This window comes from Bacillus sp. AY3-1, assembly GCF_008368785.1.
GTDB lineage: Bacteria > Bacillota > Bacilli > Bacillales > Bacillaceae_G > Bacillus_A > Bacillus_A wiedmannii.
The window spans coordinates 308,606-322,785 of sequence record NZ_QORZ01000017.1; the positions used below are offsets into that span (position 1 = coordinate 308,606).

The following is a 14,180-nucleotide window of genomic DNA, read 5'->3' on the forward strand; positions in this document are numbered from 1 at the left end:
GCCTCACTTTTCTTGATAATTAGCGTCTTCCTTTATTCGGATCGCCACCGCCAACAATATCAAAGACACGTTTAGCGATATTTGTATTCTCTTGAACGCCAGAGAACAAGTATTTACCAGGGCCAAATGCATATACGTTTACATCTTCCCCCGTATGTCCACCTGTCGTCCATCCTGTAACCGAACGCTTATTGAAAATATCCTCAATCGCATTATCAATCTTTGTTACATCTTTTGAAGGAGCAATATCATTTACCGCTTTAATTTCTTCTGGTGTTAATTGTAAATCAATATATTTTTTCAATGTCTCTTCTACATTTGCACCTTTTGCAATCTCATTTGCCATGAAGTCTGGTGTGCGTTTTGCAGCTTTAATTGGATCTACTTTAAAGTTATACTCACCATTCGCACCTAAAGATAATCCGCCAGTAGCGTGGTCTGCCGTTGCAACGACTAACGTATTTTTATCTTTTTTCGCAAACTCAATCGCTGCTTTAAATGCTTTTTCAAAGTCTTCCATTTCACTCATTGCACCTACGATATCATTATCGTGTCCAGCCCAGTCGATTTGACTTCCTTCAACCATTAAGAAGAAACCATTTTTATTTTTGTTCAAACGCTCAATTGCTGCATTTGTCATTTCTTCTAATGAAGGTGTCTTCTCATTACGGTCAATCATTTTATCTAAACCGCCTGGTGCAAATAAACCTAAAATTTGATCGTTTTTATCATTTAACAATTGATCTCGATCTGTTACGTAGCTATAACCAGATTTCTTAAACTCTTCTGTAAGATTACGATCTTTTCGAACAAAGTTTTTTACGCCGCCGCCAAGCATAACGTCTACTTTATGCTTCCCTTTAATTTTTTCATCAAAATAATCATTTGCAATTGCATCCATATTTTTACGACTAATGTCATGCGCACCGAAAGCAGCTGGTGTTGCATGTGTAATTTCAGAAGTAGCAACTAATCCTGTTGATTTCCCTTTTTCTTTCGCTTGTTCAAGAACAGTTTTCACTTCTGCTTTATCATTATCAACTGCAATTGCTGCATTATATGTTTTAATTCCTGCTGACATAGCTGTTGCTGCAGATGCAGAGTCTGTAATATTTTCATGCTCATCTTCCGGATATGTCTTTTGCGTTCCTACAAGATGCTTATCAAATTCTGTAGATTCCATCTCAAAAGTTTTTGGATTATCTTTCATATAACGGTGAGCCGTCATATATGAAGGTCCCATACCATCCCCAATTAATACGATGACATTTTTAATCTTTGCATTGCTTCCGCTCTCATCTGCATTAACCTCACTAGAACGAGTAAAATTCCATGTTGCTACCGAAGTAACAGCTAACGACGCCACAACTGCAAATGGCCATGCTTTTTTTACAAACTTTTTCACTATATTGTCCCCCTAATTAGGTTATTCATTTCCCACTATCAAATTTAATAGAAGACTATTAAGAGAAAATTAGTTATATGTAAATTTTTTGTTAACTTATGTAAATATCAGTTATAATTTGTATAAGTTTGTCTGTTCGTATCAACATTCTTCGCCTTTACAATCCAAATATAAACAAGTTGGATTTCATTTAACGTAAATCTCTTATTTAACATTTTCAATCTACTTTTATGAAAATTAATAGAAATGTGGGGAGTATTTATGAAAACAATAAAGCTAGATGAATCTTTTATTTTTGATTTACTCGACCTTTGCAAAGCTATTGGATGGTTACAAGATAAAGCATTTATGAAAAAGCAATTCGAAATGTATCTTTCTCTCGGCACACTTATTGGTTATATGCATGAAAATAAACTGATTGCAGCTGGAGGAGTATTTCCTTTTAAAGATAGTTTTTCTACTATTGGCATGTTAATCGTTCATCCTAATTTTCAAGGCCGAGGCATCGGGCGTATTTTGCTAAATCGTTGCTTAGAACACACTCTCCCAAAACAACCAATTGCACTTCTTGCAACAAAAGCTGGCGAGCCTCTTTATACATCATGCGAATTTCAAACAGTAACGACGATTCATCGTTTTGAAAAACAAACTACTAAAACACATATTGCTCATACGCAACAAGTGAAAGAACAAGATCTTGCCTCACTTATTTCTCTCGATCAAATTACAACTGGTGCTAATCGTTCCTTACTTTACTCATCGCTATTACCAAGAACTAGCCACTCTTTTAAAATTGAGAGAAATAACTGTATAGAAGCTTTTTCCTTATGTATACAAAAAGGAAATATATTATGCGTCAATCCACTTATCGCAAAGCAAGAGAAGGATGCTATTCAATTATTCAAGAAAATCTGCGAGTGTTGGAGTGGCACAGTAAGGATTGATGTCCCACATTCACAATTTTCATTTCGTAAATTTCTTCAAACAGAAAATTTCCAAGAAACGCTTCTTTCACCTCTTATGATGAAAAATGGTAGCCAAATTCCTGGAAATCGTAATATGCTATTTGCTATGATAGACACAGCGTTATGTTAGAAAGGGGACACCTAATTGAAGCGATTTAGCTATTTTATGGTAGGTTGTCTTACTCTTACACTATTAGTAGGATGTAGTGCAGCAGAAAAACCAGTAGAGCAAGTAAAACAAGTGAAAAATACACTTACAGCGAAACTAGCTACCGAGGAAAAAATGGTAGAAATAGATGGTCAAACCATTTACTTTAAAAAGATTGGTAATGAAAAACCACCTTTACTTATGATCCATGGATTTGGAGGATCGTCAGATGGTTTTCAAAAGATTTACTCAGACTTAGCAAAAGATCATACAATTATTTCTGTAGATGCTTTAGGATTCGGGCGCTCATCTAAGCCGATGGATTTTTATTATTCTTTCCCCACCCATGCAAATTTGTATTATAAATTAATGAAAAAACTAGGTTATGATTCGTTTGCAATACTAGGACACTCAATGGGCGGAGAAATTTCTCTTAATTTAACCTATTTATATCCTGAAGCCGTTACCCACCTTATTTTAACTGATGCTACAGGCGGTCATCATACATTCGTTAATAAACAAGGTTCACCAAAACCACAGTTGTCGACTGATTTAAATACTGTTTCTACTATTGCAGATTATGATGAAAACAAAGTTAAATCCAAGCGTAATGATGAAGAGCATTACAATAAAATGAAATTATGGCCTAGACGTCTTCAAATCAATGCAAATGAAATTAAACAACCAACCTTAATTATATGGGGAAGAAATGATAGTAGCGTTTCTTGGAAAGAAGGAGAAACGTATCATCAATTCTTAAAAAATAGTACTTTCCATATTATCGAAAAAGGTTATCATGCACCATTTCGTCAAGAACCACAAGAATTTGTAGGTTATGTAAAAGAATTCTTTAAGAACAATCCAATAAAAGTTGAAAAATAACATAAGCGGGTATCTCATTTTGAGATACCCGCTTATGTTAAGCAGCTTGCTTTTGGCGTTTTTGAGTTTTTGAACCTAATACTTTTGGAATAACGAAACCATCTATTCCAAATTTACCAGCATTCATACCAGAAATTAGAACGAACATTGATAGAATAACCATTTCAGGATTCACACCAATTGACCCACTAAACATATAGGAAAAGTTCATTACAAGACCGAAAAAGACCGCTGTTTTTGTTAAACAGCCTACAATTAAACCAATTCCGACTAAAATTTCTCCCCACGTTACAAGTGTATTAAATAGATCAACGTTTGGAATTGCGAAATCTTGTAAAAATGATGCCCACCAAGATTGAACAGCCGGTTGTGCTCCTTTAGATTTTTCAATTGCACCTTGTAAATAACCAGTTGCATCGAACCCTTTTCCTTGTAGTTTACCGATTCCAGCCATTAACCATGTATAACCAAGATACACTCGAATTACTGCCAACAAAAAAGAAACTGCTTTGTTTTCTCTTAAAAATTGAATAACCATATCTTCCTCCTAAAGTTGTAATTAAGTTAGTTACAGATAATATAATATCATTAGTTACTTATTTTTAAAATGTTAATCATGAATAATTTGTGACATACATAAAAAACATTAAATACTAATATATAGTAACTTCTATTAACTGTAAAAACTTGAACATATCATACCATAGGTGATAATCATTTTCATTGAAGAAAATGTAAAAAAAATGTGAGTTAAGTGTGAAACACATTTATTCGAATATAGAATAAATGTGTTTTCACTATTTATAGAATTGAAATGTACGTGTCTCCTCATCGATTAATTTTGCCTCTTGAAAAGCATCTTCTAACGTTTTTTCATGGCTAATAAGCCCATAAAATAAGCGTATTGTAAACATAAGTGCTGCATTCCCATCTACATAATCTATCGATCCAATATACGATTTCGCTCCACTACGTAAAAAAGATTCTACTAGTTTTCGATCCCCTAACGTACACCCACTATTTACAATATGTGTATTATGCAATTTTGCATATTTATAAATTTCTGCTGCACCAAAGTATCCCCTCGGTCATCTTGTTCATATATATCTTCACTTAACTCTTCCATAACAAACTTTCCTTCCTCACCATGAAAGCAAAAAATAACATAATTGATATCATTATATAAACCCTTTCCAGAAAGAATATTAATGAACTCTCTCGGTCTACGGATCCAGTATGTTACAACTTTTGCCCTAAAATATTCAAGCGATGCTCGGATTGATTGCACCTCTAAAACAGAATTAAAGCCAACTACTAATTCAGCATACACCCTCCATCCTGTAATTAGATCTCATCAATCAGACTTTCAAGGGATACATCCATTTCATATATACCCGTTTCTTGCAAAAAATCAGATCTAGTTAAAACGACTTTCTGTACATATTGCCTATACGCTGTAATTGTCCCGTCGTGAGATACAATGCAAATTTTTTCAGCGCCTAGCTCATAGCACCAAAGAAAAAATTCATCTACTATTTGCTGAAAACGATTCTCTGAAATAGTATTTATACCTTCCGTCCATAACTGCTTATTTGTACTTTTCTCTATCGAAAAATGTGGAAATAAATTTGCTATCATTTCCTGATCTACTATGTCATCACATGGTAATGTTTTCGCTCCTTCTCGATAAGGAAAAATACGTGGGGATACATATGGGTGGACGATTTTTTGACAAGCTACTTTCGCACTCCATATTGCCGCTGTTTGTAAAGTTCTACGTGTAGGACTAACAATTAATATATCCGTTTCTTGTAATGGCACATTGCATTGAAGTAATTTAGCCTGATTCTTTCCCTCATCCGTTAATGGCGGATGAAGCACTTGTAAACTTGACGGCAAATCCTTTGTATGTTCACCTTCTCCGTGCCGAACAAAGATAAGCTTCATATCCAGCCTCCTCTCTCTATGAAATCCTCTTACATATTTCTTCCCTACCTCATTCTTTATTCCTGCTATATGAAAAACTGGTATGTAAAAAACATTTGACACAATTAATTGAAAAACATTACAATTATAATATGTAAAATACTTTTTACAAGAGAGAGGGGAATCACAAATATGAAATGGATTATCGCCTTTATCGGAATGATCATATGGGGATACATAAATGGATTTTTTAATAGTGATAAAACCGCTAATCCTTGGATTACAGATGATGAACGTGAAACAAAAATTAAACAGAAAGCAATTATTGCAAGCTGGTCTGGTGTTTTCATGTTTTGTATCATTAACCTCTTAAACAAATGGTTAGGTTTAGGAACGAGTAATACATCACCTTACTTACCATCTTCTGTCGCAACTATTTTAAAAGAAAATGTAGAGTTACAAGTTTTACTTATGCTATTTATTACGTATGGCATATTTTACGTATACTATCGAAGAAAATTAAGCGCTTAACTTTTATCTCATGATTATCCTCCTAAATGGTTATAGTAATTAGGACGAAATGAAAGGAGCGATATAAAAATGAGTAACTCGAATGACTTTTTAGATATACTACATGAAAAACAAGCAAAAGATGAACAAAATAGAAAGCGTCAGGGAAACGGAAACCCCGCGAAAAAAAAGCCAAATAAAACACATAAATAACAATAAAAAACCTGCCTAAAATTATCTTTTAGGCAGGTTTTTTATTCTTCTTTTACCGAGATGACATTTTCCCAGTTCCATTTCTCATAATACCATTCTGGTACATCTATATTTTCAATCCACTTCTTTTCCTGTTTTCCATCACTACTGGAAATCCATACATTGGCTTTCTTACGGTCTGAACGTATCCATATTAATTGATTGTTCTTCTTCATAAAGATGGGATGATAGTCACCTTGCTTATGGGGTGGCTTTGTGATTTGATGTTGTTCGTCGCTTGTACTATCGATCTCATATAAGGATGGCAGTGGCCTTTTTTCTGGCGGAGTTTCTATCCCTGCCTCTTTTGCTCGTGAAACGATCATTACTTTATCGTTCTTCCATACAAAATCCCAATCGACATATCCTTTCGGCGTAAAGGTGTTCTGCTGAAGTGCCGGCAGCTCTTTTACTTTTAAATGTTTATTCTCTAACGCAACTCTTCCGCTTCCTTCAATATAAGCTAAAACATTCTTGGATGGCGCCCATTTGAACCATTGTGTGTTTAATAACATTTGATCTACCTTTTCAAAGCGACTGCCATCTGCTCGAACTAAGCAAAGCGTATTACTATCAGCTGACCACGAAGCTGTCGGTACCGCTAAAAATGAAATCCACCTTTGATCCGGTGACCACTCAAACCCACTTGCAACTAGCGCTAGAAAATCATCATGTTCATTTGGTAATGCATACAAATGCTTCATTTTGTGAGGATTCATATGTGCATCTATTTGCACTTCATATAGCTGAGCTCCTGTCCATCCTGTTGGAAGTAAGTGTGCTTCAGAAGATACAAGAAACTTCTTTCCATCAGGGTACCATGCATAATCACCTACACCAGCTGACACATTTTCAAAATCTGTATTCTTATTTTTGACATCAAACGTATTTAATGTATTTGCAAATACAAATGCAATTATATTCTCTTTCGGTGACCATTGATAATTCGATACCTCAGATTGCAATGGCCTAACTTTTTTTCCATCTTCCAGTCGGTACAACTCCAAGGTGTTTTGCTTCTTTCCTTTAGCATAAGAAATCCATTCTCCATCATGAGACCATTTCGGCCCTGTTATGTACTCGCCTTTTGTTATTTGTTTTTCTTTTCCATCAATTTTAACCCAAAGATCATGATGACGAATAAAAGCAACCTTCACCCCATTATGTTCCGCACGAGTACTAAACATTGAAGATAAAAAAATAAACAAAACCACACTACTACTCACGATAATTTTTTTCATACGTCCCTCCATTTTCTTATAGCATTCCTCATATTCCACTTACTATATGCGAATTTCACTCCGCATTGATTGGCAGTTACTGCACAATTGTTGTGGATTTATGCACAGTGGAGGATGGGCTTCCCCCACTGTGTATGAGCCATTCGACATAATCCCAAAAATTTCCCATAATTTTTTTAATTCAAAGAGGATTGGTATGAATTATGTCGAAAGTATAGTTTAGCCAACATTCGATTTTATATTTCAGAACAAAAATGTAAGATAACTTTTCGGAATATTGGCACTTTTTTATTAGGGGGAGTTTCAATGAAAAAAACTACATCTGCACTATTAAGTATGGCGCTTGTCTTTTCTAGTTTTGGAGCTTTAAGCGCGCATGCTGAATCGCTGCAAAAGGAGAAGCAATTTAGTCCACAGTTAAAAGCGAATATTGAGCAATGGGGAGAAAACAAAATCGCGCAAAATGTTGAAATAAAAACATCAAAAGAAATTTCAGTCATTGTAGAATTGCATCATGCTCCGCTCGCTTCACAAAGTAACATTCAGCATGCTCCAGATTTAAAAAATGGAAATGTGCAATCATACCATGCACAACTAAAAAAGGCGCAAGAGGATACAACAAAGAAAATTAAAGAAAAAGCACCAAAAGCAAAGATAAAAGAAACGTATAGCACGTTATTTTCTGGATTCTCTATTTCTATCCCAGGAGATCAAGTTGCTGCTTTAGCTTCTTTACCCGAAGTAAGAGCTGTTTATCCGAACTTAACATATAAATTGCATGAAACAGCAAAAAGCGCTACTAAAGAAGAAGCACCAAATATTGGCGGACCGACAATCGGTGCACCTGAAGCATGGAATTTAAAAGATCCATCTGGCAAACCGCTTGATGGAAAAGGTATGAAAATCGCTATTATTGATTCTGGCGTAGACTATACACACCCCGACTTACAAGCAAACTATATCGGTGGATACGATACAGTCGATGAGGATAACGATCCGATGGATGGTAACGTACACGGTACTCATGTAGCTGGTATTATTGCTGGTAACGGAAAAATTAAAGGCGTTGCTCCGAATGCTTCTATACTCGCTTACCGTGTCATGAACGATGGTGGAACTGGTACGACCGATGATATTATCCAAGGTATTGAGCGCGCTATTCAAGATGGTGCTGACGTTTTAAATTTATCTCTCGGTCAAGATTTGAATGTCCCTGATCAACCTGTAACAATGACGTTAGAACGCGCAGCAAAACTTGGTGTTACTGCAGTTGTTTCAAATGGAAATGATGGACCAAAACCTTGGTCTGTTGATGCTCCTGGTAACGCAAGTAGTGTCATCTCTGTTGGCGCATCGACTGTTTCTATTCCATTCCCAACATTCCAAGTAGCTGGTTCTAATAAATCTTACCAAGGATTACCGTTATCAAAAGCAGATTTCCAAGTAGGAAACGATGCTCAGCTTGTCTATGTTGGCTACGGTAATTCAAGTGATTACGCTAAACAAGATGTGAAAGGGAAGTTCGCCCTTGTTTTACAAGGAACTTCAAGCACGTTAGTAAAGGCAGAACAAGCGAAACAAGCTGGAGCTATCGGGGTGCTACTAATTTCTAATGAAAAAGAAATTAATATTATGCCTGAATATTTTGGCCGTGAAGAGATAGCTCTTCCAGTTATGCAACTATCAAATACAAATGGTGAAGAGTTGAAAAATTTAATTACAAAAAGAAAGAAAAATATAAAAATTGGACAACCGAACAAAACAGAACTTATTGGTAACTTTAGTTCCAGAGGACCATCACAAGGAAGTTGGCTCATAAAACCAGATATCGTCGCACCTGGAGTACAAATTACTAGTACAGTACCACGAGGCGGCTATGAATCTCATAATGGAACAAGTATGGCTGCGCCTCAAGTAGCTGGAGCGGTTGCTCTATTACGTCAGATGCATCCTGATTGGACGACGGAACAAGTAAAAGCATCCCTTGCCAATACAGCAAAAACCTTAAAAGATGTTAATGAAAATACATATCCTGTTATAGCACAAGGATCAGGTTTAATTAACATTCCGAAAGCAGCTCAAACGGATGCGTTAGTGAAACCGAACAATGTAAGTTTCGGTCTTATTAAACCGAATAGCGGCAAAGTGAAACTAACACAAAATATTACGTTACAAAATCTTTCTAGTAAAAAGAAAAGCTTTTCAACTCGTGTAGAATTAATAGATGCAAACACAAAAACAAAAGTAAAAACTTCTGTTCCTTCATCGATTAGCGTACAGCCGAATAGTAATACTGAAAAACCATTGACTATCACTGTCGATAGCTCATTACCACAAGGTGTGTATACTGGGAATCTGTATGTAAAAGAGCAAGGGAAAACTGAAGAAATGCGTATTCCATTTACATTTAGTATCGACCCTAAAGATTATAAACGTATCGACGGTCTCGAAATTATTAACTCTACTTTTAGTCCAAACGGCGATAACATATTAGATGATAATCTCATCAACTACTATTTAGTTGCTCCAGTCGAAGATGTAACGTTACACGCTAACTTAGTTACAAAAGAACGTGTGACATACCAAGGAATGATTTATCAAGGAAAAAATGAAACAGCAGGTTATAAACCTTTCAAATGGAATGGTACAAAAACAGATGGATCACCACTAGCGGATGGTCTATATCAAATTGAAGCTGTTGCTTCTAATTCAGGCGGAGAAACGAAACAAACAGCGGCTGTATTTATTGACCGAACTGCACCGAAATTAACACATGAAGTTGATCAAGAAAATCTCGTAATTAGAGGAAAAGTTGACGATATCCTACTAGATTGGATGACAGAATCTGGTTGGGTTGCACCTGGTATTCCAGTGAGAATGCAATATGAAATTAATGGAAATGGTATGTGGGAAAGTGCGTTCCTGAATCCTTGGGAGAAAAGTTATGATATTTATTTCGATCGTAACCAATTACAACAAGGAAAAAATACTATTCATATTGTAGCAACTGATGCAGCTGGAAATACATCTAATTTAAATGTTGACTTAGAAGTGAAATAAAGTAAAACGTTAATCAGCCCTCACCAATCGGACGTTTACGGACAGTAAAGCTTCCATCTAACTTCTTTGCTCCGGCCGAATTTTGAGGTAGAAGTTTTACTGCCCACAAATAGCGGGATAAAATTATTGTTGACAATCTTTTAAAAATAGTTTTATAATACGAAACATAGTTTAGTTGAACAAATTATATATCGGCTTTGAAGGAATACTAGTAGCGACTTATATCCCTGTCTCAGAGAACTGATGGTTGGTGCGAATCAGTACATATACAAGCGTGAATTACAATTCTGGAGCTTCTTTCCCGTAGTGCACATAATGCATGAAGAGAAAGACGGATCTTTCCGTTATCTTAAAGTGAGTGGTAAACAATTTTTCTGTTTACAATTAGGGTGGTACCGCGATTTTTATCGTCCCTATCGGATTTTCCGATAGGGGCTTTTTTGCGTCCGTCCCTTTGCACAATTTCATATATACGCGTTGAAAGAATCGCAGTAATATCTTATATCCCTGTTACAGAGAGCTAATGGTCGGTGGAAATTAGCACATATATAAGTATGAATTACAATTCTGGAGCTTCTTTTTCGTAGTGCTTGTACGCATGAAGGAAAAGACGGAGTTTTTCCGTTATCATTAATTGAGATGTAAGTATGTTTTCACTTACAAATAGGGTGGTACCGCGATTCTTTCGCCCCTATCGGATTTTCCGATAGGGGCTTTTTCTATTTCTCACAGAAACAAATGTTAAATAATTCCGAATCTTATGATAAAATTTTATAAGCGCTTACAATTTTGAAAGGTGGTGGTTCCAGCTATACCCAACCAATATTCAACTTTATAGAAAACAAGGAGGATGTCTAAATGACAAAGAAAACAGAAATTCCATCGCATTTAAAACCATTCGTATCCACGCAGCATTATGATCAATATACACCGGTGAATCACGCTGTTTGGCGTTACATTATGAGACAAAATCATAGTTTCTTAAAAGACGTTGCTCATCCAGCCTATGTGAACGGACTACAATCATCTGGTATAAATATAGATGCAATTCCAAAGGTAGAAGAAATGAATGACTGTTTAGCACCAAGCGGATGGGGAGCTGTAACAATTGATGGACTTATTCCCGGCGTAGCATTCTTTGATTTCCAAGGACACGGATTACTACCAATCGCAACAGATATTCGCAAAGTAGAAAATATCGAGTATACACCAGCTCCAGATATCGTACACGAAGCAGCAGGACACGCACCTATTTTACTGGATCCTACATATGCTAAGTATGTGAAACGCTTTGGACAAATTGGTGCGAAAGCTTTCTCTACAAAAGAAGAACATGATGCTTTTGAAGCTGTTCGTACATTAACAATCGTAAAAGAAAGCCCTACTTCTACTCCTGACGAAGTTGCCGCTGCTGAAAATACTGTAATTGAAAAACAAAAATTAGTTTCTGGTTTATCAGAAGCTGAACAAATTTCACGTCTTTTCTGGTGGACAGTAGAATATGGGTTAATCGGAAATATAGATGCTCCAAAAATATATGGTGCTGGTCTCCTTTCTTCTGTTGGCGAAAGCAAACATTGCTTAACAGACGCTGTAGAAAAGGTTCCATTCTCTATCGAGGCATGTACAGGTACAACTTATGACGTAACAAAAATGCAACCACAACTATTTGTTTGTGAATCATTTGAAGAGCTGACTGAAGCACTTGAGACATTTGCTGAAACGATGGCCTTTAAAACAGGTGGAAAAGAAGGTTTAGAAAAAGCGATTCGCTCTGAAAACTATGCAACTGCTGAACTAACTAGTGGATTACAGATTACAGGTACATTCAGCGAGACAATTGAAAACGATGCAGGTAAAGTGATTTACATGCGAACAAATTCACCAACTGCATTAGCAATTCATAATAAACAACTAGCGAATCATTCTACATCTATACACAGTGACGGCTTTGGAACACCAATTGGATTACTCACTGAAAATATTGCATTAGAAAATTGTACAGATGAACAACTACAATCATTAGGAATTACAATTGGAAATATTGCTGAGTTTACTTTTGCAAGTGGTATTCATGTAAAAGGAAAAGTAACAGATATTATAAAAAATGATAAGAAAATTGCTCTTATTTCCTTTATCGATTGCACAGTTACTTATAACGCCCGCGTATTATTTGATGCTTCATGGGGCGCATTTGATATGGCTGTTGGCTCACAAATCATTTCAGTATTCCCAGGAGCAGCAGATGCAGCATCATTTTTCCCAATTGATGAAGAAACAGAGGAAACTCCAGCACCTCTTACATTAACTGAGCTGGATCGTATGTATCAAACAGTTCGTGATATTCGAGGTGGAGGTATTTTACACGACGCACATGTCGATCAATTAGTAGCAATTCAAGAGGTATTAAATAAATTTTATCCGAAAGAATGGCTGCTTCGCCTTGAAATATTAGAATTACTTTTAGAGCATAACAAAGGACACGAAATATCAGCAGCATTATTACAACAACTTTCTATTTTCACAACTGACGAAGCTGTAACACGCCTTATTAACAATGGTCTTGCACTACTGCATGTAAAGGATGTGAAAAATGATGCTACGATTAACTGAAGAAGAAGTTCAAGGGGAATTATTAAAGGTGGATAAATGGATGATAAAAGATGAAAAATGGATTGAACGAAAATATATGTTTTCCGACTACTTAAAAGGAGTCGAATTTGTCTCTGAAGCCGCCAAACTATCAGAAGAACGTAATCACCACCCATTTATCCTTATCCAGTATAAAGCAGTCATTATTACTTTGTCATCTTGGAATGCAAAAGGTTTAACGAAACTAGATTTTGAGCTTGCAAAGCAGTTTGATGAACTATTTTTACAAAACGAAAAAGCAATTATAAGAAAGTAAAAAAAGAGAAGCCTTTTTTAGGCTTCTCCTTTAATTTTGAAATGGATACAATGTCCAAATGGATCCTGGGCTTGTAATATTCCATCTTTGTACGTAGCAATCTTGCCAATATTTTTTAAGCTTTCACATACTTGCTCTTTTTGTTTTTCATCTGCTAGTACAATTGTGAAATATTTCAAGCCAACAGAATTTGGCATTTGCGGCGGTATTCCTTCACCTTGCCACGTATTTAAACCGATATGGTGATGATAGCCACCTGCCGATACGAACAACGCGCCATTACGAGCTGGGATTGTTACTTCAAAACCAAGACCATCCACATAGAAACGTTTCGCTTCTTCCAAGTCAGCTACATGGAAATGAATATGCCCCATCACAGTACCAGCTGGAAAACCATTCCACGCAATTCCTTGCTGCAATAATTCTTCACCAGCTAACGGGTTACTAACAAATGGTAGTTCTCCATTCTCATCACGCCAAACTTCTTTTTGGCGATCATGATAAATTTCAATCCCGTTTCCATCTGGATCAGCTAAATAAAGGGCCTCACTAAAGTAATGGTCGGCTCCGCCGTGCAGTGGATATACCATTTCTACAAGATGACGAAGAATACTCGCTAAATCCTGTCTACTTGGTAGTAAAATTGCGTAATGATATAACCCCGTTCTCCCTCTTTGCTTTGGTAAAGCTTCTTTCTTTTCTTCAATGATAAGGAGTGGTTCGTTATTTTCATTCCCAAATGTAACGACCATTTCATCTTCTTTTAGTACTTTCATACTTAGTACTTCTGTATAAAACTCTAGTGATTTCTTTATATTTGATACATATAAATGAACAACATCAAGTGTTGTATCGGGATGAAGTTGAAAACTCATCTTGTTAG

General features: G+C 36.0%; 12 protein-coding genes, 1 pseudogene and 2 other annotated features. Of the genes and pseudogenes, 7 read left to right on the forward strand and 6 right to left on the reverse strand.

Annotated elements, in window-relative coordinates:
- Positions 1 to 19: 19 nt before the first annotated feature.
- Positions 20 to 1,405 carry an alkaline phosphatase gene (locus tag DN389_RS17170; protein ID WP_000714921.1) on the reverse strand — a complete coding sequence of 462 codons (1,386 nt, stop codon included), beginning with the start codon at positions 1,403 to 1,405 and terminating at the stop codon, positions 20 to 22.
- Between the two features lie 261 nt (positions 1,406 to 1,666).
- Here DN389_RS17170 and DN389_RS17175 point away from each other — a divergent pair, with 261 nt between their 5' ends.
- Entirely contained in the window at positions 1,667 to 2,500 is an 834-nt protein-coding gene (locus DN389_RS17175; protein WP_098189890.1) for a GNAT family N-acetyltransferase, read from the forward strand.
- A 15-nt stretch (positions 2,501 to 2,515) separates the two neighbouring features.
- On the forward strand, positions 2,516 to 3,400 hold the full coding sequence (locus DN389_RS17180; protein ID WP_098189889.1) for an alpha/beta fold hydrolase: 885 nt from the start codon (positions 2,516 to 2,518) through the stop codon (positions 3,398 to 3,400).
- A 37-nt stretch (positions 3,401 to 3,437) separates the two neighbouring features.
- Here the strand turns inward: DN389_RS17180 and DN389_RS17185 are convergent, their stop codons facing one another.
- The 3 genes and pseudogenes from DN389_RS17185 to DN389_RS17195 all read right to left on the reverse strand — a co-directional run bounded on the left by DN389_RS17185 (position 3,438) and on the right by DN389_RS17195 (position 5,347).
- Positions 3,438 to 3,938 carry a DoxX family protein gene (locus DN389_RS17185; RefSeq protein WP_060488247.1) on the reverse strand — a complete coding sequence of 167 codons (501 nt, stop codon included), beginning with the start codon at positions 3,936 to 3,938 and terminating at the stop codon, positions 3,438 to 3,440.
- Positions 3,939 to 4,197: 259 nt separating this feature from the next.
- A pseudogene (locus tag DN389_RS17190) lies at positions 4,198 to 4,730 on the reverse strand (delta-aminolevulinic acid dehydratase).
- A gap of 14 nt (positions 4,731 to 4,744) precedes the next feature.
- On the reverse strand, positions 4,745 to 5,347 hold the full coding sequence (locus DN389_RS17195) for a histidine phosphatase family protein (protein ID WP_254979757.1): 603 nt from the start codon (positions 5,345 to 5,347) through the stop codon (positions 4,745 to 4,747).
- Between the two features lie 171 nt (positions 5,348 to 5,518).
- Here DN389_RS17195 and DN389_RS17200 point away from each other — a divergent pair, with 171 nt between their 5' ends.
- On the forward strand, positions 5,519 to 5,857 hold the full coding sequence (locus DN389_RS17200; protein WP_000871130.1) for a hypothetical protein: 339 nt from the start codon (positions 5,519 to 5,521) through the stop codon (positions 5,855 to 5,857).
- A 69-nt stretch (positions 5,858 to 5,926) separates the two neighbouring features.
- Positions 5,927 to 6,049: a DUF4023 domain-containing protein gene (locus DN389_RS17205; RefSeq protein ID WP_098189887.1), complete on the forward strand. Its 123-nt coding sequence runs from the start codon at positions 5,927 to 5,929 to the stop codon at positions 6,047 to 6,049.
- A gap of 41 nt (positions 6,050 to 6,090) precedes the next feature.
- Here DN389_RS17205 and DN389_RS17210 read toward each other — a convergent pair whose 3' ends face one another.
- The gene (locus DN389_RS17210) at positions 6,091 to 7,329 is read right to left on the reverse strand and encodes a TolB family protein (protein WP_098189886.1); all 1,239 of its coding nucleotides are present in this window, start codon (positions 7,327 to 7,329) and stop codon (positions 6,091 to 6,093) included.
- Positions 7,330 to 7,635: 306 nt separating this feature from the next.
- On the opposite strand from DN389_RS17210, the gene DN389_RS17215 reads away from it, so the two are divergent.
- The 3 genes from DN389_RS17215 (at position 7,636) to DN389_RS17225 (ending at position 13,297) form a co-directional block, all read left to right on the forward strand.
- A complete protein-coding gene (locus DN389_RS17215; protein ID WP_098189885.1) occupies positions 7,636 to 10,389 on the forward strand; it encodes a S8 family serine peptidase in 2,754 nt (917 codons plus the stop codon).
- A gap of 188 nt (positions 10,390 to 10,577) precedes the next feature.
- Positions 10,578 to 10,807, forward strand: a binding site (T-box leader).
- A gap of 50 nt (positions 10,808 to 10,857) precedes the next feature.
- Positions 10,858 to 11,085 (forward strand) — a binding site (T-box leader).
- A 162-nt stretch (positions 11,086 to 11,247) separates the two neighbouring features.
- The gene (locus DN389_RS17220; RefSeq protein WP_149237391.1) at positions 11,248 to 13,002 is read left to right on the forward strand and encodes an aromatic amino acid hydroxylase; all 1,755 of its coding nucleotides are present in this window, start codon (positions 11,248 to 11,250) and stop codon (positions 13,000 to 13,002) included.
- Entirely contained in the window at positions 12,983 to 13,297 is a 315-nt protein-coding gene (locus DN389_RS17225; protein WP_046957588.1) for a 4a-hydroxytetrahydrobiopterin dehydratase, read from the forward strand. Before DN389_RS17220 ends, DN389_RS17225 begins: the two co-directional genes overlap by 20 nt.
- A gap of 17 nt (positions 13,298 to 13,314) precedes the next feature.
- On the opposite strand, the gene DN389_RS17230 is transcribed toward DN389_RS17225, so the two are convergent.
- Entirely contained in the window at positions 13,315 to 14,172 is an 858-nt protein-coding gene (locus DN389_RS17230) for a VOC family protein (protein ID WP_098189883.1), read from the reverse strand.
- Positions 14,173 to 14,180: the final 8 nt, after the last annotated feature.